The organism is Clostridium sp. YIM B02555, from assembly GCF_022320955.1.
GTDB lineage: Bacteria > Bacillota > Clostridia > Clostridiales > Clostridiaceae > Clostridium > Clostridium saccharoperbutylacetonicum.
Genome location: NZ_JAKJJY010000006.1, coordinates 201,973 through 228,816, shown reverse-complemented (window position 1 = coordinate 228,816; position 26,844 = coordinate 201,973). Strand labels below are relative to the sequence as shown.

The window sequence follows — 26,844 nt, the reverse complement described above, 5'->3', positions numbered from 1 at the left end:
TTGAACATTACCATTATTTATGACAATAAAAATAACGCATTCAATTGTGTACAACTTTTATTACACAATTTAAAGATCAATGTAGATTTGGAAGTAACTGAATTCTACTTATCGGGAAATCATGGTACTTTGAAGAAACTTTCTTATATTGAAAATTTTAATTCTCCCTCTCCCGATATGGATACCTTTAAAAAAATTATAACTTCATTAAAAAAATCAGATTTATTCATTATTGCTTCTCAAATTTCTAATTGTGACATTAGTATTGGAATGAAGAACTTTTTTTACAATCTATCGCAATATTTTATTGATGCTAAAATAAAATCACTGATACATAATAAGATTGGTATAGTAGTTTCAACAACAGCTGGTGCAGGATTATTTTATAATACAAATCTGCTCAAAAAAAATTTAAATCTTTTAGGCATGAATTACATATTTAAATTTCACGAAACCCTTTACGAAACAAACTGGAATGATATTAATCTTAAAACTAAAATGAAAATAAACAAAAATGCATTTAATATAACTTACAAAATTCTTAACTTATACAATAATCTTCACAGTGTAGGTTCACAATTTTTTAATAAAAAAATTTGTATGCCTAACATACATCTTGTTCACCCTGCCAAAAACAATATTATTGATGTTAGTTGCTTAGAAAAACAAGATCACTATCTTCATAAGCACATGTAATAATAAAAATCTCCACAAAAATAAGAGGTGCTTGTTTCACTCTAGCAAATTCAAAATCACATTTGAATACTATAAAGTGAAACAAACTACCTCTAATTGCTTCATTATCTATTGGGACTATTTATAAATTAAGAGTTCTTTTTAAATACTCTAAATCTTGCAATGAATCTATTTCAAATATATCATCTGATTCAATTTTTTCAATATAAACATTCATATTCTTTAGATTATCTACAGCAATACTATCCCAGTACAAATCTCTAAAATCGCCCTTATCTACTGCTTCTTCAACTTTCTTAGCAATAAGCTCTCCATCTTTTTCTGTCCAAAAAGATGCTCCAGACATTATATATTTAGGTTCATCACCTTCTTTTCCAATATCCACTCCAAATATTCTTCCATTATCATCATATTTTAAAATCCATTCACCAACTATATTTTCCTTGCAGGCAGAATAATATATTGACGTTGTTGGTTTGGCTTTTGGTAAAAAGTTTTTAGTAATATAATTATCTGCATCTATAACAAACGCATCATTAAGATATTGTCTTACAAGATACATAGTATATATATTGTTATATACATCAAATTTTTCATTAACTACTTTTATAAGATTATACTTTTTTACTATATCATCAAACTTTTCATGAAGATAACCAGTTAAAACTATAATTTCATTAATTCCGCACTCTCTTAAATTTAGTATTTGTCTTTCAAGTAAAGACATTCCATTAACTTCAATTAAAGACTTTGGAGTATTTTCTGTTAATGGTCTTAATCTTGTTCCCATTCCTGCTGCCATTAAAATTGCTCTCATAACACACCTCTAGTTCAGTTTACAGTTTACAGTTTACAGTTTACAGTTTACAGTTTACAGTTTACAGTTTACAGTTGGCATTATAAATCAAACTGTGCAAATTGTATACCGCTATTTATAATTTATTCAAATATTCTTTTGCTCTATTGTATCTATCAATTCCATAAGTACCAAAATCATCGCCTTCAGCTTCTTTAATTAATGTCCAAACTGCCCATAGAAAATCCTGGCATATCTGATGGATTAATAATCTTCTTCTGGAATCTTTATCAGCTTCTTTTCCATTAAAGTATAACCTAAACATTAACTCAATGTCATCTTCTGAAAACTCATTTTCTAAAGAAAGTGCTGCTAAATCCCACATATCATCATTGATACCACTGTATTCCCAGTCAATTAAATAAATCCTACCATGTGTATCCTTAACAAAATTTTCTGAAACCAAATCATTATGTGATGGTACAAACACTCTGTTACAAACCTTCAATTCCTCTTCCAGAGCCATAACTTTCTCTCTTACTTCTTCATAATCCTCAAAGAAATCTCCATGATCGTTTCTCAATATATTTTCATATTTTTCAAGTTCTCTAAACATACTAAATTCGTTATCCATATGGAAATCTGTACTTTCATGAAGATTTCTCAAAATAGTAGTAACTTGTTTTAAGTTTTCTTCTTTTTTAATACTCCTATGAGTTAATGTTTCTGCATTTTCAATAAATTTAGATATTTTAACTCCTGTCTCCAAGTTAAAGTATGGCACTTCAACATTATAACCTTTTTCAGATGCAATTGCCGAGTTAAACATTTCTGTATTTCTATTAATCATTTGCTCAGTCCCAACTCCTGCAACTCTTAAAATATACTTTTCACCTTTAACAGCTATTCTGTAATTTTTATTTGTCATTCCTCCCGCTGGAACTATTTCAGTGATATCCTCATCTTTAACCTTCAATGATTCACGGATTATAGTTTTTATATTATTGATTTCATAGTTGAGCTCTCTTCTTCTTATAGTTGGATAAAGATAATTTTTAATCTTTTCGTATTCCTTTGGAGTATCTGCATCCCCCCATGCAAGATCATCTATTTTAACAAATCCAATATTATAATCTCTTGCAACATCTAATAGTACATATTCATAATTTAAATATGGATTTACATTCCCCTTAAATTCTTCAAGCATCATACTATACAGCTTGTATGAAATTTTAGTAAGTCCAATCATTTCTCCATCAATCTTGTTAAATTGGTGGATATCTTTAGACATCTTGTATAAATGATTATCTCTTATTTCAACAAAGGCTTCATCTCCAGAACCACTTTCATTAGTAAAAAGTATACAATCGCGACTTTGACTTTCAGCTAATTCCTTTATTGCTCTTTTTTCGAAAATCAAGTCATTTTCAATAAGTAAAAAATCATCATCAATGTATTCTTTAGCTAAAGATAAAGAATGCATTGTACCTGTCCACTTATAAGTATCACTTTTTACTAACTTTATGTTTTTACTACTTTTAAAGTATTCTTCAAAATATTGACTTTCATATCCTGTAACTATTACAGTTTTGGTTATTCCATTTTCTTTTAATATATTTAAAGTTCTATCAATCAACTTAAAATCTTCAATTTCAAGCATTCCAACAGGTTTTTCAAATTCCTCTGTTCTACCAGCTGCTAATATAACAGCTTGTTTTACTATTTTCTTTTCTTCTTCATGAAGCTTTAATCTAGTATTCTTTGCCGAAGTAATATTTTCTTCTAAATACTTCATACCTTTTTCAGTCACTTTATATAAAGTTCCCCTATTATTTGTTATTCTATCTATGTATCCAGCCTCTGTAAATTCCTTTAAAACAGCATTAACCTTACCAAGGGATATATTAGTTCTTTTGGCTAATTCTCTTTGATTTATATTAAAATTATCATTTAAAGTTTTTAATATTTTTATTCTATCCTCCAACATATGTTACCTAGCTCCCCTTTTCAAATTATTTATATATTCAATAATCGCTGTTCGAAATTTGAACTAAAACAATTATATTCCTAATCCCCTTTTATGTCAATAAAACAATTACAAATTAATGCAAAAATGCTGCTTAAATAACTATGAAAATTATTTAAACAGCATTATTACTTAAATTAATCTCTTAAATACAGTATGGTTTCAAACTTGTTTATATTACCATGAAGCTGCACCATCTTGTCCAAAAGTATATACCTTATCATCAATAAACATACCTTGGTTAATTACCATTTGTCCATTTGGAGTAAAGTAATACCATTTTCCATTTAAATTCAACCAGCCCTTATGCATTACTCCATTTTTACCAAGATAGTAAACTTTATTATCCACATTAATCCAACCCATTCTCATTTCTCCTGTTGTTGGATCCAAATAGTAAGTCTTACCATCAGTGTTATCAACCTTCCAACCTGATGCTCTAAATCCTATATTATTTAAATAATAATTTTTACCACCAGTAGTTATCCAAGCATTTTTAACTTGTCTATTATGTTTGTCAAAATAAGCAGGTTTTCCATTTACAGTTCCCCACTCTTCATATTTACTTAAATCTACCCAAGTATCATTAAAATCATCATAAAATTGATCATCGTCTGTATTATTATTGTTGTTGTTATTGTTCCAATCAGAATTATCAACTCTATAGACTTCTAAAGTATATGTTTTAGTAGATGCTCCATCTTCTGATTTAACTTCTATTGTAATTTGAGTCTTTTGATTTCCTCTAAGACTTACAGATATTGCTGTATCAGAATAAGTCTGTCCATTAACAGTAATTGTAGAATTAGAATTCTTTGGAACAGGTGTTACCTTTATATTAGTTACATTTGTATCTACTCTAACTTTTGTTATATCAGCTGTAGGATCAAATGTATAGTCTCCTGTATTAAGAATTACATTCTTTAACGCAGCATCACTACTTTTATTATTATTAGTTAAAGTTACTGTATATGTCTTTGTCGTAGTTCCATCCTGTGCAGTTACAACTATTTTTACCTTTGTTGTTCCACTTGAATCCAAAGGCAACTCAGTTTCTTCTCCTGAAGGTAAAGTATATGATTGATCGCCACTATTGATTGTAGCAGTAATGGAAGATATATTAGCATCTTGTGCTATTACTGTGAATTTTTCTGTAGTATCTTCCTTATCGACAGTTACATTATAGTTATAATCAGTACTTGAAAAACCTGTAGTTCCATTACTATTAGTTAAACTATAACCTTTTACTTTTAAAGAATTCAAAACAGCATTATCTGATTTCTGTCCTTGATTTGGATTAGTCTGATTTCCATAATTTTCAGGCAAATAGAAAACATAAGTATCTCCTATTGGCTCACTTGTATATATAGGTTCTCCATCAGTGTTAGTTTTGATAACCTTATTTCCACTTGAATCTGTTACATATGTAAATTCATCATAATATGCTTGTACAACCATTTTCTTAGCTGTACCAATTTTTACATTAAGGTCAGTATCTCTAACATAATTACCACTACCGTCAGTAGCTAATATTGGCTTGTTATTAACTGATGCTGTTGCTTCTGTTAAATTATTGCTGTTAACATCATCTGCAAGCCAAACTTTTATATATTCATTTAAATTACTTCTTTTAGTTTTATCAAGAGATACCTTTACTGAATCTGAATTTGGTGATCCATAATATAAATCATAAGTACGTCTTGATGTATAAAATTTATCAATTAAATTTGTTGTTCCTGGTTGAGTTAAATACGGAGTTTTTGCCGTAGAACTAGAATTATCAGCAACATCAAAAGATAAATTCATGTCAAAATTACTTGTATTTATAAGATTAACCTTAAATAAATATCTTGCTAGAATAGTCTGTGTATCTGTTATTTCACCATTGCTAGCCGCATATACATCTAATTGTAACTCATTTGTTGTTGTACTAGCTTTAAAATCAATAAATTGTTTTCCATTTTTAAGTTCTGACTTTACTACCTGAGTCTTTCCAGTAGAGTCCGTATAATTATTGGTTAAAACATAACCCACAGTAGTTTTATCTCTCAATAAAGTTGGATCTAGAGATACCATCCCAGCCCTTTGATCAATATAAATTTCTCCTTTATAAGTCTTGAACGTAGCATTCTTATCCTGTAAAACATTAAATACCTTACCAACATATGCTTGCACATCTGTATTGTCATTATAATTAAGCTTTGTTATTCCAGCATTTTTTAAGCTATAATCATTGCTAGAATTCAAATTTTTATATCGAATTTCTATTGCATAAGCTTTTTGGATATCTTTGTTGGCTCCACTTCCAGAATCCAATTTAACTACTATTGACTCTGGCTGTCCTAATTTAGCCAAACTACCAGTAAGCTGCTGCCCATCAATATTATATTCTGTTCCAATTGTAGCTTTTTTACCATTTTTATATACCATTGCATTTTCTAAATTCATTGTATTTTCAAATGTCATAACATACTTTAATGCTGAAACAGAATCGGGTACATCAAAGGTATATCTAAGTGCCATACTTGAATCTGCTTTTGCATCTTGTACATATAAAAATGGAGTTGTATTATTTACTTTTTCACTTGCTGTACCAATAAAAGCATTTGTTATATTATCAAAAGAATTTTGAGATCCAACATAAGCCTTAAAAGTCATAGGATTTATTTTGTTAACAACGAAGTCAGTTGCATGCTCTATTGTTATTGTTTGACTTGCATATTCTGTATCCTTATATGTTCCAACATTAGCTTCATCCACTCCACTAAGACTTTTACTTGCTGGTACAAAGTCAACATTTTGTGTTCTAAATGAAATTTTGTACTCTATCTTATTAACTCCTAAAGGTAAATTCTTTATAGTTTTACCTACACTTGGTACTGCTCCATTTACAATTTGATAATCAGAAATAGTTATTCCTATTTCATTCAATGTAGTAGTATCTGTAACAGGAGTACCATTGATAGAAACTATTTCAACATTTTGTTGAGTTATATCAGATGTTGATGTCTTTGTATCCTTTGCTAATTTTTGCAAAGCATCAATAGTAGTTCTTACATCTTTTACTGTTATATCGAAGCCTCCTACAACATTTTGAGTAGAATATATTGTCTCATTCAATGTAGTATCATTTCTTGGTGTTATCAGATTTTTATCTCCTGCAATACTTACTTGTATAGCTGACGCATCTGAAGCTGCCGCTTTAGCTTCATGACCACTAAATCCAACTGGGAAAAAGGATACTATACTTGTAAATACTATTAATAATGCTACAAACCTCTTTTTCATTTCACGCATGATTGTCATCCTCCTAAATTGATTCTAAACTTCAAACTTATCTTTTGTAATCGAACTTTTATAATATTTATATTATCATATTAATTTTTAATTATTAAATTAATATGTTATAATAATTGGATTTAAACTCACTTATGCATACTCAATTTGAATATACCCTACTTTAAATATCGAACCTTTAAGTTTCATCTTTAGATATATAAACACATCTTGTAAATTAATAACTTTACTTACAATTCCGTTCTTTAATTAAATTTACTTCTTTTTTATTATTATGTGACCTAAAAACCAAAAACCTTCCATAATATAATACAATAGTCATACATTACGAAAGGTACTTTTGTTAACTTTACTATTAAATTTTCTTTTATGATTTTCCTTTAAAGGTATTTTTACATTTTGGACATGTAATTGAAATTTTTCCTTGTCCTCGTGGCACACGCAAACTTTGCTTACAATTCGTGCATGTAAAATATTTATGAGTCTTTAGATCTCTTAATTTATTTAGCTTTCGTCTAAGCGAATTTCTCATAGTATTTTTTATTTTTAAAAATTTATAATTTTCCATTTGACGTTTATAAATATTTCTTGAAAAAATCCTAAAAATACATATAACAGTAGGAATATATGCAACTATTACTATAAACCATAAAGCTTTAGGTAAAATATTTGATATTATTAACAATATGAAAGATAATACAATTAACGCTCCAGACAAGCTGTCTCCACCATATCTTCCATACATTATTTTCTTAAACCATTCCATTTTTCCACCTCATTTTCATTGTGCATGTTGTAATTATAATTATAACTAATTTATTCTTAAAATTATAGCATTATTATAAATATAGAAATGCAAATCAAACTCCCTTATCAATTGCATTTGGAACTACTTTTCAAAAAAACTTTATATACAGCTGTTTAAAATAAATGTTGGCAATGTTTAGAAACTTATTATTTAGAAATTTAGGTCACTAGAATATATAAACAAATAGAATAGAAGGAAATGCTATCTCTTGATTTTTATCAATAATATATTGACAAAATAGAAATTGCATTTCCTTCTATTAAAATACGTTTAATATTTATATATTGTTTACAACACTCATTACTTATTCTTTATAAGTTTCTATTTTTGATCCATTTTATATTTATACATTGTTTGCAATAACTTCTGCTATTGCTTCTGCTACTTTTTGCTGACTACTTGGATCCGCACATCTTATTGCTTCTTCTTTATTCGTTATAAATCCAACTTCAACTAATACTGCAGGCATATTTGCATTTCTACATACAAATAGATTTTGTTCTTGTCCGCCTCTATTGTTTAAATTCAGCTTACTAGCAATATTATTATTTATTAATGTAGCTATTTTTCTACTTTTATCTATTCTAGCACTATTTAATTTACCACCAAAACTAGTATCTTGAGGCTCATTACTATAAAGAGTCATTACTCCTTGTGCTGTTGCACCTGCTGAATTATGATGTATGCTTATAAAGAAATCTGCATTTATATTATTGGCTGTCGTTACCTTATGAGTAAGACTAGCCGTTAATGAGCCATACGAAGGCTTGCTACCAAGCTCTCTAGTCATCAACACATTGTAACCCTTAGCTTTAAGTTCTTTCTTTAATTTATCAGCAACTTGAATATTTAATTCTGTTTCACTATAAGTCACACCATCAATAGTACTTTCTGCACCATAATCTTTTCCATAATCATGTCCTGCATCTATTACTATTGTTTTTTTACCATTCGATGTATTATTATTTATTGGTGAACTTGTTCCAGAATTATCAACATCACCTTGAGATGAATTAGATCCTGAATTTCCTTTGTCACTTTGAGATGAATTAGATCCAGAACTAGTACTGTCATCATTTTTAACAGTAGAAGCATTTTGTCTCTTACCATCTGAACCAATCTTATATCCATCCTGTGTAGTGTTTGTAACCAATCTTCCAGTTGAAGGATTTAAATAATAAGTATCTCCATTAGATGTAACCCAACCAGTTGACATAGCACCACCATTTTCTAAATGATACCATGCATCACCAAGATTAATCCATCCTTTAGCCATAGCTCCATTATCATATAAATAATAGTAAGTTCCCTTATCTAAAATCCAACCTGTTGCCATGCTTCCATCTTGATTGAAATAATACCAGATATTATTTTGTTGTATCCAGCCTGTTGCCATACTTCCATCTTGATTTAACATATAATTCTTATTGTCTATCTTCTTAATACCAGTTACCATACTTCCATCACCTTGAAGATAGTACCAATTGCCATTATCTTTAAGCCAACCAGTCTTTATTTTGCTGCCAGCTTCAAAGAAATACCAATTATCACCGATTTTATTCCAGCCTTTATATTCAGCCATAACTCCAGAATCTTGTAGATAATACAAGTTTGAGCCATCAAATAAAATTCCAGTTGCCATAGTTCCTGAATCAGACAAGAAATACCATTCATCACCTATCTGTTTCCAGCCCTTAACCATAGCTCCTGAACTGTCACTATAGTACCATTTACTATTATATTTAAACCATCCAGTTTGCAATTTTCCTTCATCATTTAAATAATACCAATTGCTGTCTGGCTTAATCCATCCGATAGCTTTCGTATTATCAGATTTATAGTAATACCAATTTCCATCTTCATTCTTCCATCCAACTGTAGATGTTATGTTAGTTTTATCATCTGTAGCTGTAATAACATTCTTTGGTTGATTATCTGGAATAACACTAGATACATTCGGTACACTTGGTTTACTTTCTTGTTTTCCTGGATTTGGAGTTCCATTTGAGGACTGAGTATTATCTTTGCTATTATCAGTACTTGTTGAATCATCAATAGTATCCTTTGGATAATCTACTCCTGCAAAATCCATTAAATCTTTATATAATTTATTTACTTCTTCACCATATGTAGCACTTGGCGCCCATTTAGTACCTAATGAATTTACAGTTGTCGCTCTACCTTTAATTGTTGCAAAATGCCTTGGATCAGGTGTATCACTTCGTGGATATCCATCCGCACCTGCATATAAGGCTAAATGATCTAAATGAGCTTGTACACCTTCATCCCAGCTAGCAAACTTTTGGTGAGCATTTGGATCAGTATCACTTCCACCTTCAGGTTTCTTTAACCCGCATGGATTATGATAACTATCATCTAACACTCCTCCAAATTTTCCAAGGCCAGTTTCTTTTGCAGCTTGTACATAAGCTATAGCTGGATTTACATCACCATGATCTGGTGCATATTTAAAGTATAGATCTGCTAAGCCTATAAAAGTATCTGTTGCGCCTTTAGATTTAGCCCAATCTCCTGCTTCTTTTGCAGTAACTTTTGTATCTGATATTATTTTAAAATCAGTAGTTGCTGCCTTTACACTCAATGTTGGAATAAAACTTAATACCATTGCAAACGCTAGAACAAATGTAATAAGTTTTCTTTTAATTTTCAAAACCGTCTGCACCTCCTTATATTTGATTTTAACAAAAAACCTTACTGCATTAAAGATGAAAATTAGAAAATAAGTGTTTTTTCGTATTAAATTATCGTAATATGTACAAAAATCACTAAAAGAGAGCCTCTTAAGTGCTCTCTTTTAGCGATGTTTCCCTCTTCTGCAGCTATCAAGGCTACTTCTACAATCTTCAAGATTGTCCATTAAATTATCTACTAATTTATCTGTTAGGCACATTTGGTTACACATTATCTTTTCATTTACACTCATTAAATAGCAAATAAAATTTTGATTGGTATAAGCATATAAAAATAATAACACCAATATTAGCCTATTTAAAAGAGCTTCCTGGCTGCCTACTACCATTGTAGACAAGGTTAGATCGCTTACTGGATCATTACCACAATTTTCTCCTAAAGTATTGAATCCTGGATCGCTAAAATTACAGTTACTCATTTTCTACCTCTCCATGTATGAAAATGTTATATTATATTAATATGAGATATCTCTTCTTTTGGTTACTTTCTTATTTCTTTCTAATAAATATTTTCACTGTAATTCCGCAATCTTTAAACTTTATATATTGCTAAATTTATTTTTTATAAAATTATTCTTCGCTCTTTCCAACTGCTGATAAAACTAAGCCCTTATTATGCTCTAATGCCCAGTTAATCCCCCAGTCATTTTGGAATATTAAAAGATTTCTATCTTTTAGATCCTTAACCTTCTTAGTATCAGAAGTTAAGTTTAATGAATCCATGTCGATATTTTTATTTTCAATCCACCTAACGTATCTATAAGCCAATCTTTCCATCTTAACATCGACATTATATTCATTATTCAATCTGTATTCTAAAACTTCAAATTGAAGCACACCAACAACTCCAACTATTATTTCTTCCATACCAATATGGGTTTCCTTAAATACTTGAATTGCGCCTTCTTGAGCAATTTGAGAAACACCTTTTACAAATTGTTTTCTCTTCATTGTATCTACTGGTCTTACTCTTGCAAAATGTTCTGGTGCGAAGGTTGGTATTCCTTCAAATTTAAATTTATTTGCTGGCATACATAATGTATCCCCAATTGAGAATATACCTGGATCAAACACACCAATTATATCTCCTGCATAAGCTTCTTCAACAATTTCTCTTTCTTCTGCTAAGAATTGTTGTGGTTGAGCAAGTTTTATTTTCTTGCCCCCTTGCATATGCATAACTTCCATTCCTTTTTTAAATTCTCCAGAACAAATTCTCATAAAGGCAATTCTATCTCTATGTGCCTTATTCATATTTGCTTGAATCTTAAATACAAAGGCAGAGAACTCCTTATTCATAGGATCAATTTCTCCTATACTAGAGTTTCTTGGAAGTGGTGATGAAGTCATCTGTAAAAAGTGTTCTAAAAATGGCTCAACACCAAAGTTAGTTAAAGCAGATCCAAAGAATACTGGTGTCAATTCACCTTCTCTTACCTTTTTAAGATCTAATTCATCTCCAGCTATGTCTAAAAGCTCAATATCCTCCATAAGCTTTTCATGTAGAGGAGCTCCAAGCAGATCTTTAAAGATTTCATCATTAACATCGCCTTCTGTTGCTTCAACTTCAGTTTGCCCATGATTTCCACCATTAAAAGCTAAAACTCTCTTGTTCTGTCTTTCATAAACACCTTTAAATTCTTTACCAGATCCTATTGGCCAGTTTATTGGATAAGTTTTTATTCCAAGCTCATTTTCAATGTCATCAAGTAAAGTAAATGGATCTTGCGCTTCTCTATCCATCTTATTTATAAATGTGAATATTGGAATTCCTCTAAGAGCACAAACGTGGAATAACTTTCTTGTTTGATCTTCTATACCTTTTGCAGCATCAATAACCATTACAGCACTATCAGCAGCCATAAGTGTTCTATATGTATCTTCTGAGAAGTCTTGATGCCCAGGAGTATCTAGTATATTAATGCAATACCCATCATAATTAAACTGCATTACAGAAGAAGTAACTGAAATACCTCTTTGTTTTTCAATTTCCATCCAGTCAGAAACTGCATGTTTTGAAGCCTTTCTTGCTTTAACAGACCCTGCAAGTCTTATAGCTCCACCATAAAGTAATAATTTCTCTGTAAGTGTTGTTTTACCAGCATCAGGGTGAGAAATTATTGCAAAGGTTCTTCTTTTTTCAATTTCTTTTATATAATCAGCCAAAGCTAACCCTCCTATTACGTTCACAATATTATTTTATAACCTACTATATATTATAATTGACAATAATAATATTCACTTGTCAATTATGTTAAAAAATTTATTACAACAATCAAATATTAACTTCCTCTATTTACATTGGAATGATCCTCCCATTGAATTTAACTAATGCTATATTAGTCCTTAACTTACTTAATAATTTCCTTATCATTAACTAAATTATTATATCATATGAAATATTTTATGTATACTTCCTATCTATCTTAATTTAGTACTATTCCACATGTATACTTTGTTCAGGACTGCCAGCAAAATGAAGTTATCAATTAAAAGAAGGCTATTTCAAAATATACTTTGAAATAACCTTCTTCTTTAAAAAACTTAAATATTATGATGCAGCTATTGTTATTTCTGTAGTTCCAACAACTCCAGAACCATCCGTTGCTGCTGCTTTAACAATTACTTTTCCTGCCCCTGTTCCTGTTAATTTACCAGTAGTACTTATAGTTGCACTTCCACCTTCACTTAATATTGACCATTTTACACTTTGAGTGGTTGCATCACCTGGTGAAACAATACAAGTCATTTGTAAACTTCCACCAACAGCTATGCTCTTTAAGCCACTAGCACCTGAAACTGCAATTGAAGTAACCTTGACTGTATCTGTATTGTTACCATTGTTATTATTGTTTGAGTTTGTGTTCTCTTCCCATTGTGCATATAAGGTCATATCTTTAGTAACATAAATTCTATCGGAATCTAAGTAACCTGTACCATTACCATTACTCTTAGTATTCCATTCAACAAAAGTATATCCACTCTTTGTAGGTATATATAAATACATTTGTGAATTTTCATCAACAGTTTTTGTTTTAAGTAATTCATCATCTTCATTATCAGCATCTGGATCTTTAAATTTAATGGTATATTGTTTTGGATGATATAAACCATCAGATGGAATATCCTTTGACATAGTTGAATTACTATTAATCAATTGATTTGATGCATACGGCATTGTACTATTTCCATAATAATCAAAGGCCTTACTAGGAGTAATTGGATAACTTCCTATATAAACTCCATTATCATCAAAATTGCATAATTGTCCATTTACCATAGAAGAACCTTTTTGCATTTCTCCTGATGATGAAAACAAGTGAATTTTTCCTTCTATTTGGATAAGCCCAGTCTGCATAGCACCACTCAAATCAGTATAATACCAATTATCACCATATGGAATCCAGCCAGTCTGCATTTTTCCCATAGAATCAAAGTAATACCAACTTCCATTTATATACTTCCAACCTGTAGCAAAACTATATCCCATAGAATAATACCAAGCTCCATCACTGCCACTAATCCATGCAGCTGAAGCACCTACAGGTACTAAAGTAACCAAAGCTAAACTTACCAAACTTGATGCAATTAATTTCTTTAAAATTTTATGCTTCATGTTAAGTTCCTCCTTATCTTATATAACCATTGGCCAAGTTATAAAAGTATAACTTGACCATTTTTTCTTTAGCATTTCATTTCATTAATTATTGGACAATAATAGTTGTAGTAGCAGTTACACTTGGATCGCCATTTGATTTCACTGTAACTAAAACCGTTCCACTAGCAGTTCCGTTAAATAAAGCTGCTTTAGTATCAGCACTAACAGTAACACTTACTTTTGACGGATCCGAAACTAACCATGTAACACTACCATCAGTTACTCCAGCTGGTAATACAGCTGCACTTAAAGTTAGTGATGAACCATTATTAATTGTAACACTTCCACCATTTGCTGAAGCAGTACCATTAGTTATTGCAATACTCTTAGGTGCATTTATAGATATTGTTTTTGAATTAGTTAATGTCACTCCATTTGCTGTTGTTGCTGTTACTGTTACAGCAATTGCCCCATTATCCTTAGCAGTTATAGTTGCTGTCTTCTTATCAGCACTAGTTGTAATACTTGCTTTTGTTGTATCTGACACTGACCATGTTATTGCTGATGGTGTAGTAGCAGTACTTGGTACTAAATTATAGGTCATATCTAAAGTATCACCAATTTTAGTAATTCCAGCTGCTCCAGTAACACTAGTTACAGTCAAACCTGTTGCATCCTGACCTGATATTGTAATAGGCATCGTAGCTGTCTTTCCTCCATTTGCAGTTGCAGTCACATTTATAGTTCCATTTTCAACTGCTGTAAGTGTAACGGTTGAATCACCATTATCAACAAAAGTTGCTTTTCCTGTTACATTTTCAACAGACCATTTAACAACATTACTAGTTGCTGCTGCATCAACGGTTGCTGACAAACTTAATGACCCTTGGTTTGTTGTTATTGCACTTATATCTGCACCATTCTTATCTTTTGGAAGCACAATTGTAACATTATTAGTTTTAGTTGGAGGATCCACTACAGTAATTTTTATTGGAGTAGAATTTAATCCCTTACCATCAGTTGAAATTGCTGTTACAGTAACTGTTCCTGTTTTATTACCTATCAATAATCCATTTACATTACTATCGAACGATGCACTTCCTGTATCGCCAACACCATTGCTTACCTGCCATTTTACTTGTTGATATTTAGCATCTCCACCAGTAACTGTTGCAGTCAACAATAAACCTTCGTTCACTCCGACTTTTCCTCCATTGGCTGGAGCATTAATTGCAATAGATTCTACCTCTTGAATTTGGTTATAGATTGATACTGTTGCACTACCAGTTTTTGTTTTACCATCAACATCTGCCACAGTTGCATATACTGTCACGGTTCCATTTTTAACTGCTTGAATTCTAACCGTATTTCCGCTTGTGCCAGCAGGATCTATAATTGCACTTCCTCCATCGCTTCCACCTACAATAGACCATGTTACAGCCGATGCAGTTGTAGTAGCATAAGTTGGAGTTATAGTTGCAATAAAATCAACAGTTCCATTATCATCACTTACATATGCATGAGTAGCTCCAGTTGCAGTAGCTACATTAATATTTGAAATTGGTATTTGCTTACCAGTTCCAGTTATAGTAACGCCTTGGGTATCACTAGCAGTTGAGCCATCAGTTGCAGCTGCCTTTACTGTAACTGTTCCATCTGATGTCGGAGTTAATAAACCTGTTGTTGGATTTATACTTGCACTTCCTGTACCATTTGTAACAGTCCATTTCACTGCAGCACCAGTTGTTATTACTTTAGAATTTTCTCCTGTTATTACTGCAATCATTTGTACTGGATTTGTTCCACTCGCTGCATTTGGACCTGTTATATCAATACTAGCAATCTTAACTATTTGTCCAGTTATTGTTACATCTTGAGTAGCAATCTTATTTCCATCTGCAGTCACAACTTGAACCGTAATTGATCCATTACCAATAGCACTTACAACTCCATTTCTGCTGATTGTTGCAACTTTAGATATATCAGAAGCTGCTGTTACTTCAACTCCATCTTCATTTTTAGCTTTAATAATTGACCAAGTTACTTCTTTATTGCTTGCAGTAGCTGGTAATATATTAGCGGCTAATTGAAGCGTTCCATCATTCTTAGATATTACCATAGTATCTGTTGCATTAGCAGTACCTATATTTACACTATCAACTGGGATAACAGTAGTTTGCCCTGTTATTGTTACAGTCGCACTTCCAACAACGCCAGAACCATCTTTAGCTGTTGCTTTAACTGTAACTGTTCCATTTGAAATAGCTTTAATAGTGATATTATTTCCACTTATGCTGCTGACAGTTGCACTTCCTGTTCCATTTTGCACATCCCAAGTAACATCTTGAGTAGTTGCATCATTTGGCAATATGCTAGCAACAAGATCTAAAGTTCCACCATTTGATGTTATAACTGGTGTTCCTCCTGTCTTAGTAGTTACAAGAATCTTACCTACATTAACTACTACATCAGTAGCACTTACAGTAACATCCTTAGTTTCACTTACACCAGAGCCATCTGTAGCTGTTGCTTTAACAGTTACTGTTCCTGCTGTTACTCCTGTTAATACTCCAGTATTTTGATCAATTGTAGCTGAACCTGTTCCATTTGTCACAGTCCATTTTACAGCACTAGTGGCTGCATTACTTGGTGATACCTGTGCTGTCATTTGACTAGTCTTACCTACAGTAACATATGAACTTCCACTTATAGTAATTCCAGTTACATAAACGGTAGTATCATCATTCCACTGAGCATATAGAACTGTATCTCCTTTTATCTTTATATCATCATTACCATCATAATCTGTTCCTGAACCATCTTTTCTAGTATTCCATTCTTTAAATTTATAGCTTGTCTTAGTTGGCGCAAATAAATCAGCCTTTTTACCGTATTTAACCATTTCAGTTTTAATAATTCCATCAGTTTTTGAGTCTTTATAAGTAAGTGTAAACTTTCTTCCTTCCTTAGCATCCTCATAATCTGCTTGTGTCTTATCCTGAACTACCTCATTATATTCTGACTTTGTTGGAGAGCTGACAGTTTTTGAACTGCTGTTTAAAACTTGAACAAGATTTCCAGCTGAGTCAAATTCTTTGTCAGGAGTTGGAGCTCTATATCCGGCTACTTGTCCATCACTTCCAATTGTATAAAACACTCCATTAATAATTGTATTACTAGTTTTCATAATACCTTTATCATCAAATATGTAAACTCTACCATCTATATTAATGACACCGGTTTGAATTGCTCCAGTCGAATCCGCATAATAATAATTTTTATTATATTTAATCCAACCAGTCTTTAAGGAACCATCGTCTTGAAGGAAATACCAAGAATCTCCTGCTTGAATCCATCCTTTTTGCATTCTTCCATAGCTGTCAAAATAATATAAACTTCCATCAATCTTTTTCCATCCTGTTACTTTCTTACCATCTTGCATAAAATAATAATTACCTTGATAATCATTAACCCATGCAGCTGAAGCTACAGTTGGCGCTAAAGTAAACAGTGTTGTTGATATAATAGTTCCTACAACTATCTTATTTATCAATTCACGTTTCATTAAACTTCCCCCTATTAAATATTTTAAGTATGTAATTTTTTATTTATTCTCTCGTAAAACAAAAACATATTATAAATTATTATCGAAATATTTTAGTAGAACTATATAGTTATAGTACCATATTACACTAAAATAAGTACATATATAAACTTATATTGTCAATGTTTAGTGATCAAGTTTTAATAGTCAATTTTCGATGATAAATTTTGGGCAGTCCTTGAAACTTTATTAATTTTAAATAGCATATAAGAGTGTTTCAAATAAATGTTGTTGATATTGTAAATCCGATGATGCTATAAATGTAAACAAACATTACCAAAAATATAAATAGACTTTACCAACATTTATTTAAAACAGCATAACATGGAACATTTTTATTATTTATTATAAAGGTTTATATATGTTGCAAAAATAATCCTTAATAACATAAAGATTTCCAAAGGATGCTAACATTCATTGATCCTTGAATATGTATTGAACATTTATAATTACAATATATATTATAAAATAAGTTTATAACTCTCTAGTAATCTTGATAATTTCCAAATACAAAAGACACTAAGAGTTGAATTCTTTTACTTCAGCTTATTTGCATTAATAAACTAAAGCAAGTGCAATTTTACTCTTAGTGCCTTATTAATTTTTACTCTTAGTGCCTTATTAACTTTCAAATCCCTTTACACGTAGCTATTTTAATAAATCGCCTTATTAACCTAGCTTAATGTTCCATCTGAATTAAATACATATTTTGTTCCATCTATATATCTTGTGCCAGTCACCATTATACCATTAACATTAAAGTAATAGGTATTTCCATTTACAGTAACCCATTCATTCTTCTTCATTTCTCCTGTACTATCATCTAAATAGCTCCATCCATCATTAGATGATGCCCAACCAGTTTGCATTACTCCATCGCTATTTGAGTAATACCAACTTCCATCTGCTCTAAACCAGCCTGTTTGTAATTCCCCTGAAGGATCTTTGAAACAGTACCACTTATCTCCTAATTGAAGCCAGTTTGTTGCAGCTTGTCCATTATCTTTTAAGTAACACCATTTATCTTTATTCTTTTTCCAAGCTGAAGTTATCATTGAACCATCTGCATTAAAGTCATACCAATAATCGTCAATTTTTATCCAATCTTTAGCTCTCTTACCATCAGCTTTTAGATAGTAACTTTTTCCTCCAACATTAACCCAATCCATTTTTTTGACAGCACCATCTTCTCCAACGAAGTAATAGTCATCTCCATCTTGAATCCATTGATTGAATAATTCATAGCCCTTTTTCTTATCAAAATAAGCTCTGTTACCATCAACAATCTGCCAGCCTGTTTCCATTGCGCCATCTATTCTATTGAAGTAATAAGTTTTTCCATTAATCTTTTGAACACCTTTTAAGCTTACGCCATCTTTATCATAATAATAAACATAACCGTCTCTTTTTCCCCAGCCTTCGCTATTATCAAATCTATCAAATACCTTGTCCCAAGCATTATCAACATCATCACTCTTATCTTTAATAGCATTTGATAAATCATCTATTGAATCACTTATCTTATTAAGATTATTAGTTATACCACTTACTGAATTTGAAATTTCATTATTAAAATCTGGTACCATTGCATAAGTTCCAGGTTGAATCATTGCAGCAGCTACAGTCGTATAAGTACTTGGTATAACTGTAGTTAAATAAGATACTATCATATTCTTTTCATATGCATCAACTGGAATATCATATAAATAAACTTTATTTGTTGATGAATTAGTAGTTAAAGATATTCCTAAAACATTTGTGCTAATTCCCATTGAACTTAAATCTATATTGTTAGTTACTCCTTTTAAATTAGTAACACCAGAAAAATCAATTACATTTAATGTATCTGCTTGAGTTGCAGCACTTGAACCATACTTCAACATTTTATATACAGGATTATTTATTGCATATACTTTGTTGTTGGTTGAATCCACAACATTTATATCCAGCCCATCACAAATTACATTCATACTAGTTGCACTTAAATCAATTGTTTTCCCATAAGTAGAATTTCCTGATAAAGGAAGAGCAGGTATTAAATTCGCACTACTATAAGTAGCATTTTTACCAGTTCCATTTAAAGTATCAGACGGAAAAGTTGCTAACCCAAGAGGTCCTCCCACAGCAAAGCCCTGAGCCACTACATTTGTTCCACGCTTCACTGTATATTTGTATACAGGTACACTTTTTGCTGCTTCCTTAATAGATGTTGTTGTGACACCTGAAGCTAAACTAGTTTGGACAATTCCTACAGCTGCTACTAATTGTGCACCCTTTGCCCTATACTCTGCTGTAGGCCCATATGCACTCAAAAACTGGCCATAATTATAAACACTTGTCAAACCTGCTGAAATTGTACCAATATTAGCCTGTAAACTAGTTGATATCGTTGAAGCTGCAGTATCACTCAAAGTGTATGATAAAGTTCCACATGGTTCAAATTGAGAAACAACGTCTGTAGCTGGATTGAAGCCTGCTGAAGGATATTGTCCACTTAACTTTGTAACCAATTCTGCCTGAGCTACTGCTGCATATGCCGCCTCAGTACTTGAAGCCGAAGTTGCTACTGAAGTTGTATCTGCCTTTGCATTTATGTTTGAAATTCCAATTGGTGAAATTGTACTAAAGCTTGTAGCTATAAGTATCAACGCCACTATTTTACTAATTTTTCTAATCATATAAATCGCCTCCATAATATCTACATCTATTATACCATTTATACTGACCAGTTCAAATATTTTATTATCTATATATTCTAAAAAATTTTCTTCATTAATATTTAACTACTATATTAAAATTGTTGGATAAGGCAATCACTTTAATCACAAATTTTTTTTAATTAGAACTTATATCTACAATAAAATATTTTGTTCTTCTAATAATTTTATAAACTCTTTTACCAAATGTGGATCAAATTGTGTTCCTGAACATTTTTTAAGCTCCTCAATAACATATTCTTTTTCATAAGTTTCTTTATAAATTCTTCTATGAGTCATAACATCATAGGAATCAACAATACTTATAATCCTTGATAATAATGGTATTTCTTCTCCCTTAAGTTTGTTAGGATAGCCTGTACCATCATACCTTTCATGATGAGCCAATATTTTGTTTGCAATATGAGCTAATTCAGGGGTTGAAGAAGCTATTCTATATCCTATATCACAATGAGTTTTCATAACAACCCATTCTTCATCTGTAAGCTTTCCAGGCTTCATTAAAATATTCTCTGGTATACCTATTTTCCCTATATCATGCAAGGAAGAAAGAAGTTCTAACTCATCAAGTTTTTCTGTTGTTAATCCAAGCTTTTTGCCTAGTTTCAAACTTAACCATTTAATCCTTATAGTATGTTCTTCCGTTTCGCTATCTTTTTCATGCAAGGTTTTCAAAAGCGACTGTATAGCTGCACTTCTTGCGCTTTTATTTTCCATAAGCTTACTTCTATACATTCTCTTTTCAGCCAAACTCATAACATTTTCTGTATTAGAATTTTCTTCATAGTATCCAGCATATCCCCACGCTATACTTATTTTAAAGTGAAACTCTGTTTCGTTATTACATTTTTCTTTTATTCTATCTATTAAATCAGAAACATAATAAGAATCTTTATTTCTAACTAATATTACAAATTCATCTCCACCCCATCTAGAAATAACATCATCCTCAGCACAAATTTCTTTAAGTATTTTCCCTACAAGAACAAGTAACTTATCACCCTCAAAGTGACCTAAAGCATCATTAGTTAATTTTAATCCATTAAGATCTCCCATTAAAATAAAATAATTCTCAAACTTATTCTCATCTAATTCATCAAGTATTTTTTCCATATATGCTCTGTTGTTAAGCTTAGTAAGCTTATCACAATAACTTAAAAATCTTATTTCATCATTGGCACAATTAAGTTCCGAAAGCATTTTATTTGTTGCAGCTGCTAATTTGTAAATTTCATCTTTCCCCGAAATTTCAATATTTAAAGAGGTATCTTTAGACTTACCAACTTGCTCCATGAATTTTGTTAATTTCAATAGTCTCTTTAAAATATATTTATTAATAATTAAAACATCAATTATTAAAACAATAACAATCAAGCCTAAAAATTGGAGAATAAAACTTTTAAAAAAATAACCAATTTGATCATTATTATAACCGTTATCTATCAAACTGACGCTAATTGAACTTTCCCCATTAATGTCTTTTATTATTTTAACGGCTTCAGAATATTTTTTATTATAAATAACCGTATTATTATCTATGTTTATAAACGAAACTTCATCATTTTGTTTATAATTTTCTTGTTGAAAATCACTTAATGTTAATCTAACGCCAGCAACTTCTTCTATATAATTTATTATATTTTTGTCAACTTCACGAGCCATAATTATAAAACCATTGCTTTTTGCATGCTTATCAGAAGAGGTTACAGGTATTATTGCCACTATATAAGTTTTCTCTTTATAAGACAACAATCCATTCTTTCCTTGATTACCATTAAAATTAGTATTAACTCCTAAAAGCTTTTCAACGATATTCTTACTAAACTCTTTAGAAATTGGACTTTCTTTTGAATATACAATCTTTTTATTATTATCCAAAAAGACAATGCTTTTTAAATTTAAATTTTCTATTGTCTCCTCCTGCAAATTTGAATTAACAAATTCTTGATTTGGTTCAGTTATAAACCTATAAGTGTCATCCCATTGTCCCCAATCAGTAATAAGCCGTTGCATATTATCTTCTTCTCTATTAATCAAATAATCTATTACTTCAAAATTCCTTTTTAATCTTCGTTCGTGTTCCTTGTCTATATATCCAAAATAGGAAAAATTAAATATTGAAATAGTTATTCCTATTATTGATAACATACTTAAAAAGCCAATTAATAATGTTTTATGTTTGATACTCATAAAATACATCTCCTCAACATTAAAGTATAGCTTCATACTTTCAGTTAATCATATGTTCAGTGTACTCATAAATAGCCATCATACTAGTTGTATATAATATACAACTTAGCTTGATGGCTATAATTTAATATATATTTTCCAATTAAAATGTTTAATTGCAATGTATAATTTTAATTAGAACTCATATATAGATATCCAATTTAATCATTCAACTTATAAATGTAATATATATGTATTATTGAGAAATTATAATCGTAACACTACACTAGAAATCAGATGCATTTTTCTGGAAGCAGGCATGTGAAATTGAGCTGATGATGGTTCTTAATGGGGGCCTGTTTCATTTAAAGCTTGTCCAGATTTTACATCTGGAACACGCTGAAATGATGACAAGCCGCCATTTAGAACCTTCCAACGAAAATTTCACTAGTCCTGTGGAAGATAAATGTATCTGATTTCGGTAATTGTTGCATAAGTCTAATTCTCGCTTTGGATATCTATACTAATAAAATCTCATTATTTCACTTTGAATTTTTGTACCAATTCATTTAAGTGTATTGCTATTTTTGCTTGTTCTGTTGCAGCATGAGCAACTTGTTCCATAGCAGAAGAACTTCTTCCAATTTCAGCTTGTATGTTTTCACTACTTACTGATGACTTTTGAACATCTGCTGCTGTACTTTGAAGAGCTTGATTAATTTGTTCAACTGTAGCTTCAACTTCTTGTGCCATTGAAACTAACTCTTCTGACATAGTGCTCACAAATTCACCATCATTGCTATATTTTTCTCCAACCTTAGCATAATCTTGTAACTGTTTGTCCACTTCAGTTGACATAAAATTAAGTATATCATTACTATTTTCAGATAGATTTTTAACAGCCTCATTAATTTTTCCTATTGTGTCTTGAATTGTAAGAACAGTTTGTGAAGATTCCTCTGCAAGCTTTCTAATTTCTTCTGCAACAACTGCAAAACCTTTTCCAGATTCCCCTGCTCTTGCTGCTTCAATTGCTGCATTTAAAGCTAACAAATTAGTTTGTTCAGCTATATCTGCTATTGCACCTGCCATAACTTTAACTTCTTCAACAACCTTTGCATCTTGTATTGCTTTTGCAATGTTCTTTTCTTTTTGATCTCTAATTTGAGCTGTATTTCTTATTGCTATTTGGCTATCATTCTTTATACCTTCAGCTCTTTTCTTAATCTTTTCAGCATTAGTACTTCCTGCTTCAGCTTTACCAGCTAATCCTTCCATATTAGTATTTACTTCTTCTATAGAAGCTGCGATTTCCTCAGCTGTAGCACTTGTTTCAGTCATAGTTACATTTATATTTTTTGAAGACCTATCAACTTCTTCAAGTTTAGCTGTAACTTCTTCTATGTTTGCTGATAATTCTTGGCTTAATGCACTCATATTTGATGATTCATTAAGTATTATTGCAATAAGTTCTCTAATGTTCTTTTGGGCAATATTTAATTCCCTTCCAGTATTTCCAATTTCATCATTTTTAGCTATTTCACATTCTTCTGTAAAATCATATGCTGCTAATTGCTTTGCAAACGTCTGTAGGTTATTTAATCTTTTAATTATACTTTTATTCATATACATTGCTGCAATCACTGCTATAACAACACTTATAACGCACAGTCCTGTTGTTGTAATAATGTCGCTAGCTATTGTATCTCCATTAGCCAAACCATTTCTTATATCCGAAAGTTGTTTGAAATTTACAAATCCCGATATAAGTACCAAAACACTCATAATTACATATGTTATTATGAGTTTAGCCTTAAGAGATATATTTTTTTTATTTCCGTCCATCTTCATTCCCCCTGATTTCCTTATCCTGTAATATCATGTAATACAAACAAAAACGAGACTAATTATGTAAATTACCCACTCCTTTCTTATTGCATTTATAATACCATTTTTCCCTTATATATTCAATAAAGCTTAATGTTAAATTCTTAATCAAAAACAGCAACAGCAACCACTTTAATTGATAATCTACACTCAAACTTTGTACTTATTTCATAAATAAATGACAGGTTATTTTATATATATCAAAACAACCTGTCATTTAATCATAAATTAAGCATTATTCAAATTTATCCATTGACCATCAAGGAAGAACATTCCTGTTTTCATAACTCCATTTGCGTCGAAATAATAGTTCTTGCCGCCTATATTTTTCCAGCCTCTTACCATCATTCCACTGTCATCCAAATAGTACCATATCTTTCCAGTATATAACCATCCTGTTCTCATGGAACCATCATCATTTAAGTAATACTTGTTCTTATCGTAAGTTACCCAACCCTTTTGCATTACTCCATGGTCATCCATATAATAGTATTTTCCTTTATAAAAATACCAACCAGTTTGTAGTTGTCCATAATTATTGAAGTAATACCATTTTCCATCATAAGTAGCCCAGGCATTAGTCCTCATTGAACCATCACCTTGAAGGTAGTACCAATAACCTTTATCATATTGCCAGCCAGTTATCATAATACCATCATCATTCAAATAGTACCAGTTTCCACTTTCAAAGATCCAGCCTGTTTTTCTATCTCCATTTATATCACAGAAATACCATTTATTGTCATATTTTACCCAATCATTTTTAACTTGTATACCTGCTGCATTATAAAATCTCCATTCTCCAGCAACAAGTACCCACTGATTTTTACCTTCAATGTCACCTCTGATTAAACTCAATTTATAGGTAGTAGTTGTTGTTCCATCTTCTGCAACAACTTGTACATCTACATTGTTTGCTCCTACCTCAAGCTTAATATAATCTGATTGTCCATTTGTATATTCTTTTCCATTAACTTTAATCTTTGCACTGTCATTTTGAGCAGAAAATAATATTCTAACTTTTTCAATATTTTTAGCTACCTTAACACTATAAAGATAAGTTTCTGGATCAAATTTTGGTGATAATGTCCCATCTGTTACAGAAAGAGTTGCTAGATTAACATTATCTTTGGAATATTTTCTTGTAACATTTACTACATAAGTCTGAGTATTTCCCTTAGTATCTGTAACTTTAACATTAATTGTATTTACACCTTCATCTAAACTAATATTAGGTGAAGTTGCTGCACTTGGCACCTTTTTCCCATTTACTGTAATAGTTGCATTTGGATCTTCTGCTGTAGGAGTTACTCCAACCGAAGTAATACTATTTTCAACAGTTGCAGTATACTCAGTTATACCTTTATTAAAGGTTGGCGAAAGTGTTCCTGATGTTAAAGTCAAACTTGTAAGACCTGTACTTCTAAATAATGGTGTACGAGTTACATTTACAATATATGTTCCTACATCTCCATCCTTAGTAGTAAGTACTATATCAACTTCATTATTGCCTTCACTTAACTTTATATTTTGGCTCTTACTTCCACTAGCTACAGAAACCCCATTAACTTTAATAGTAGACGAATTGTCTACAGCTGTTGGGATAAATGAAACTGTAGTTTGATCTGTTGGAACTGTCACAGTGTATTCATTAACATCTTTATCAAAAGCTGGAGTCAAAGCACCTGTTGAAGGTACCAATGCTTGTAACTTTGGCAGACCTTTCTTAGTAATTACCAAGGTATATTGCTTTGAAACATTTTGATTAGTTCTCTTTATTTTTATAATGTTATCTCCACCAACTAAATTTACACTGTTACTACTTGCACCATTAACAGTGAAGGTCATAGGAGTTCCTGCAATGTCTAGCAATTCAATTTTAGCTGTATTTATAGTAGCGTCTGCTTTCATAGAATAATTTCCATTTGCATCTATTTGACTATATGGAAAATTCTGAGGAGTTTGAGAATCCAAAGTAACTCTCAATGTATTAAAATCAAGAGATGAATCAGCTTCAAATCTCATTTTTATTGGATACGTCACTGAATTTCCTGCACTATCCTTGATTGTAACTGTAAGAATAAAATCACTATAATCCGTTATAGAACTAATTGTATAATTTTGCCCTCCACTAGCATTTCCAATTTGCCCAATCACCATATTAGTTGAGTTACTTGTAACACTTGTAATACTATAACCAGAAGTAGAAGTTAAAGTTAAGCCTTTTCCTATAGGAAGATATTCACAAATATATCCCCCTGTAGAATCCTTGTCTACAATTCTGGTAACATTCTCCGTCAAGTCACCAATATTTATAACTAATCCTGGTACTTGCGTAGTTTCTTGCGTTGCAGCATTAGCTTTATTCGTGTTTCCAATTTGTAAAACTGTAAAAAACACAGTAAATATTAACAAATAAGATATAATTTTTCTTAAACTAAATTTTTTAGTCCTCATCAATAGTCCTCCCCCATTTATTTGTCTTACTCACTTGCGATAATTAATTATAAAAATCGACAAATCTCATACCAATAT

At 31.0% G+C, this 26,844-nt stretch carries 14 protein-coding genes; 1 reads left to right on the top strand and 13 read right to left on the bottom strand.

All coding sequences use genetic code 11. The features are described from left to right. Entirely contained in the window at nucleotides 1-696 is a 696-nt protein-coding gene (locus tag L3B98_RS11370; RefSeq protein ID WP_017810334.1) for an NAD(P)H-dependent oxidoreductase, read from the top strand. A gap of 121 nt (nucleotides 697-817) precedes the next feature. Here L3B98_RS11370 and L3B98_RS11365 read toward each other — a convergent pair whose 3' ends face one another. The 13 genes from L3B98_RS11365 to L3B98_RS11305 form a co-directional block, all read right to left on the bottom strand. After that, nucleotides 818-1,513 carry a CTP--phosphocholine cytidylyltransferase gene (locus L3B98_RS11365; protein WP_015395437.1) on the bottom strand — a complete coding sequence of 232 codons (696 nt, stop codon included), beginning with the start codon at nucleotides 1,511-1,513 and terminating at the stop codon, nucleotides 818-820. Nucleotides 1,514-1,628: 115 nt separating this feature from the next. After that, nucleotides 1,629-3,479 carry a winged helix-turn-helix transcriptional regulator gene (locus tag L3B98_RS11360; RefSeq protein WP_238916694.1) on the bottom strand — a complete coding sequence of 617 codons (1,851 nt, stop codon included), beginning with the start codon at nucleotides 3,477-3,479 and terminating at the stop codon, nucleotides 1,629-1,631. Nucleotides 3,480-3,695: 216 nt separating this feature from the next. Next, entirely contained in the window at nucleotides 3,696-6,815 is a 3,120-nt protein-coding gene (locus tag L3B98_RS11355; protein WP_238916693.1) for a cadherin-like beta sandwich domain-containing protein, read from the bottom strand. A gap of 367 nt (nucleotides 6,816-7,182) precedes the next feature. Beyond that, nucleotides 7,183-7,581 (bottom strand): hypothetical protein, encoded by a 399-nt coding sequence (locus L3B98_RS11350; RefSeq protein ID WP_238916692.1) that lies wholly within the window; start codon nucleotides 7,579-7,581, stop codon nucleotides 7,183-7,185. A 385-nt stretch (nucleotides 7,582-7,966) separates the two neighbouring features. Continuing rightward, nucleotides 7,967-10,294: an N-acetylmuramoyl-L-alanine amidase gene (locus L3B98_RS11345; RefSeq protein WP_238916691.1), complete on the bottom strand. Its 2,328-nt coding sequence runs from the start codon at nucleotides 10,292-10,294 to the stop codon at nucleotides 7,967-7,969. A 144-nt stretch (nucleotides 10,295-10,438) separates the two neighbouring features. Continuing rightward, complete coding sequence (locus L3B98_RS11340; RefSeq protein ID WP_015395442.1) at nucleotides 10,439-10,753, bottom strand: hypothetical protein; 315 nt, start codon at nucleotides 10,751-10,753, stop codon at nucleotides 10,439-10,441. Nucleotides 10,754-10,904: 151 nt separating this feature from the next. Then, nucleotides 10,905-12,500 carry a peptide chain release factor 3 gene (locus L3B98_RS11335; protein ID WP_015395443.1) on the bottom strand — a complete coding sequence of 532 codons (1,596 nt, stop codon included), beginning with the start codon at nucleotides 12,498-12,500 and terminating at the stop codon, nucleotides 10,905-10,907. A gap of 385 nt (nucleotides 12,501-12,885) precedes the next feature. After that, entirely contained in the window at nucleotides 12,886-13,950 is a 1,065-nt protein-coding gene (locus L3B98_RS11330; RefSeq protein ID WP_238916690.1) for an InlB B-repeat-containing protein, read from the bottom strand. A gap of 88 nt (nucleotides 13,951-14,038) precedes the next feature. Continuing rightward, the gene (locus L3B98_RS11325; RefSeq protein ID WP_238916689.1) at nucleotides 14,039-17,497 is read right to left on the bottom strand and encodes an Ig-like domain-containing protein; all 3,459 of its coding nucleotides are present in this window, start codon (nucleotides 17,495-17,497) and stop codon (nucleotides 14,039-14,041) included. Nucleotides 17,498-18,210: 713 nt separating this feature from the next. Then, entirely contained in the window at nucleotides 18,211-20,214 is a 2,004-nt protein-coding gene (locus tag L3B98_RS11320; protein WP_238916688.1) for an N-acetylmuramoyl-L-alanine amidase family protein, read from the bottom strand. 174 nt (nucleotides 20,215-20,388) lie between these two features. Then, nucleotides 20,389-22,443 (bottom strand): HD domain-containing phosphohydrolase, encoded by a 2,055-nt coding sequence (locus L3B98_RS11315; RefSeq protein WP_238916687.1) that lies wholly within the window; start codon nucleotides 22,441-22,443, stop codon nucleotides 20,389-20,391. A gap of 516 nt (nucleotides 22,444-22,959) precedes the next feature. Further along, complete coding sequence (locus tag L3B98_RS11310; protein WP_238916686.1) at nucleotides 22,960-24,267, bottom strand: methyl-accepting chemotaxis protein; 1,308 nt, start codon at nucleotides 24,265-24,267, stop codon at nucleotides 22,960-22,962. Nucleotides 24,268-24,537: 270 nt separating this feature from the next. Next, a complete protein-coding gene (locus L3B98_RS11305; protein ID WP_238916685.1) occupies nucleotides 24,538-26,766 on the bottom strand; it encodes a cadherin-like beta sandwich domain-containing protein in 2,229 nt (742 codons plus the stop codon). Nucleotides 26,767-26,844: the final 78 nt, after the last annotated feature.

Bases quoted from the DNA above. Each gene is read 5' to 3' on its own strand.
- L3B98_RS11360 (WP_238916694.1), bottom strand. From the start codon at position 3,479: ATGTTGGAGGATAGAATAAAAATATTAAAAACTTTAAATGATAATTTT.
- L3B98_RS11325 (WP_238916689.1), bottom strand. From the start codon at position 17,497: ATGAAACGTGAATTGATAAATAAGATAGTTGTAGGAACTATTATATCA.
- L3B98_RS11340 (WP_015395442.1), bottom strand. From the start codon at position 10,753: ATGAGTAACTGTAATTTTAGCGATCCAGGATTCAATACTTTAGGAGAA.
- L3B98_RS11315 (WP_238916687.1), bottom strand. From the start codon at position 22,443: ATGAGTATCAAACATAAAACATTATTAATTGGCTTTTTAAGTATGTTA.
- L3B98_RS11310 (WP_238916686.1), bottom strand. From the start codon at position 24,267: ATGGACGGAAATAAAAAAAATATATCTCTTAAGGCTAAACTCATAATA.
- L3B98_RS11355 (WP_238916693.1), bottom strand. From the start codon at position 6,815: ATGCGTGAAATGAAAAAGAGGTTTGTAGCATTATTAATAGTATTTACA.
- L3B98_RS11320 (WP_238916688.1), bottom strand. From the start codon at position 20,214: ATGATTAGAAAAATTAGTAAAATAGTGGCGTTGATACTTATAGCTACA.
- L3B98_RS11330 (WP_238916690.1), bottom strand. From the start codon at position 13,950: ATGAAGCATAAAATTTTAAAGAAATTAATTGCATCAAGTTTGGTAAGT.
- L3B98_RS11365 (WP_015395437.1), bottom strand. From the start codon at position 1,513: ATGAGAGCAATTTTAATGGCAGCAGGAATGGGAACAAGATTAAGACCA.
- L3B98_RS11350 (WP_238916692.1), bottom strand. From the start codon at position 7,581: ATGGAATGGTTTAAGAAAATAATGTATGGAAGATATGGTGGAGACAGC.
- L3B98_RS11305 (WP_238916685.1), bottom strand. From the start codon at position 26,766: ATGAGGACTAAAAAATTTAGTTTAAGAAAAATTATATCTTATTTGTTA.